At 52.3% G+C, this 2133-nt stretch carries 1 protein-coding gene; it reads left to right on the top strand.

Annotated elements, in window-relative coordinates; all coding sequences use genetic code 11:
- Positions 1 to 303 precede the first annotated feature (303 nt).
- Positions 304 to 1455 carry a polymorphic toxin type 44 domain-containing protein gene (locus AACY49_RS29425; protein ID WP_339527674.1) on the top strand — a complete coding sequence of 384 codons (1152 nt, stop codon included), beginning with the start codon at positions 304 to 306 and terminating at the stop codon, positions 1453 to 1455.
- Positions 1456 to 2133: the final 678 nt, after the last annotated feature.

Genomic DNA, 2133 nt, shown 5'->3' with positions numbered 1-2133 from the left:
TTGAAGTCCGTGTTTTGCGCAGAAGAGATTGGACTCAGATTTGACGTAGCAGCGTGCAAAAGAGGTGTTTTCACCCATCAATATTCGAGCGTTTTGGGCGAACCGACTTTTTCAACAGAATCGGCCGGAAGCAGGCCTAGGACGACCATCCACTTCTGGTCCAGAGGCGCACGTCTATGGAGTTACTTAAGTTCAGATCTTTCCTACAGACCGCTCACCATCACATGCGGTAACCTCGCGGCGCCTAAAAAATGCTCTTCGCCTCCACCGACGGGGGCTTTTTATGTACGACAAGGACGACGAATGATTTCCTCTGCTCGATTGGGTGACAAACATGTCTGCCCATTACCGGGACACGGTACTACCCCGATTGCCACTGCCTCCGCTGACACGAACATCAACTTCATGGGTTCTGCACGCGTAGGCGATACCTGTGGGTGTGGTGCTGTTATCACGACTGGTTTTCCTTCCATTCAAGTGAACGGCCGTCCTATGGCTCACTTGGGCAGTCCAACCAGCCATGGCGGGACCATCATCACCGGGTCAAGCGATGTTGGCGGTGGATTCGTCATGGGAGATGCTGGTGCTGCAACAATCATCAACTTCTTGGCACTCGGAGCATTCCGACCAGACGGCACTGTGGACGATGAGAAAATGGCCACACTGCTGGCTGATCCAAAACTGACAGAGAAGGCAACCGCTGCAAATGCCCTTGTAGATCCTAAGGCGGCGGCTAAACAACCGGACCCGACGCCAAGGCCAGAGGCGGAACCTGTCGCTTGCAAAGATCCTGATGAAATGGAAGGGCTGGCCAACTACATCGCGGGTGAGATGAACCGAAATATTCTGAGTTCGGAAGTCTTAGAGATGCAAAGGCTTAATAACTGTGATCCCGTATCTCCGGATAGGGCCCCCCCGCGACTCACAGGCTTGGGCGGACCAGTAGCCCGCGCTCTGAACAAATACAGGGACACAGCTACATCGTGGGCAATCTGGACAAGCAAAGTAGGCCCACATATGGATTGGGATCACAAACCGAAGCTTCGTAAGCTGTTTGTTGGTCTGCACCATAAACAGGGAGCCTACGAGTACTTTTACGACATCTGGTCGAACATCCACTATGGATACGTTGGAATCATAGGAGGCTTGTCAGAGAGCGAGTTACTGGATGGAGCAGGGGCTGCACAATTTTTGTCTGACGCCGCTACCAAAGCTGGCGAGATGAGCAAGCCTGAAGCGGAGAGAGTGCATCCCGGTCCACATACTACGGCGAGTCCATGGACTGAACCGCGATCATGGGACGACGTTGCCGATAGGGTTTCCATTGAAATTGGGATGAAGCTGGCCAAGCTGCATCCCACGGGGGGAGTAACCGCGAAGATGATCATGGATGAAGTGTTGGCCGTACCACCAGCGAACTGGGGGGATGGAATCCGTGCCCATAAATGCCAGTAAGCGTCGGACATGGTTCACGCGGATACTGTGGATACCGGTGTTGTATTTAGTGGTCACTCACTGGGACATAGCTTTGCCTACCGTGAATGTTCACTACTCTAAAGCTGGGCAAGATGAGCTTCGGTACATCTGGAATGTTAATGACCGGATTTACAAGGGTGGAATGCTTCCTGGAGGCGGTGCTGTTGATAATGGGGTACTTTTCCCAGACGACGAATTCTTCATGGAGTTTTCGTGGTGGAGCAAAAAAGGGGGGCGTAATCATTGCATCAGCATCTCGCCGAAGTGGCCCAATACCGACATCTACCTAGACGCAGATGGAAACATCGACATGCGAAAAGACAGCGGAACTGACGCAGACAGGTTGAAAGAGTGTCAATGGGACCGAGCCAAGCCTTAGGTATATGAAGCGTTGCGGGCTGTAGATGATAGCGGCTCGCTCACACCAAAGGACTGTCATCCTGCACTGCGATAAAACGGAGGATGTGAGCGAGTGAATTCTACACCAGGGCTCGTCTTCGATTTAGTAGACACCGCCGATCGGCAGCTAATGGCCGATTCTGTTGAAAAAGTCGGCTTTGGTAGTCATGGCAGAAAAGTACGCGTCTGAGATTGAAGTCCGTGTTTTGCGCAGAAGAGATTGGACTCAGATTTGACGTAGCAGCGTGCAAAAGAGGT

The sequence above is a fragment of the Pseudomonas sp. EL_65y_Pfl2_R96 genome (genome assembly GCF_963970905.1).
GTDB lineage: Bacteria > Pseudomonadota > Gammaproteobacteria > Pseudomonadales > Pseudomonadaceae > Aquipseudomonas.
Note: the sequence above shows the minus strand (reverse complement) of the source record. Positions and strands in the feature narration are given on the sequence as shown.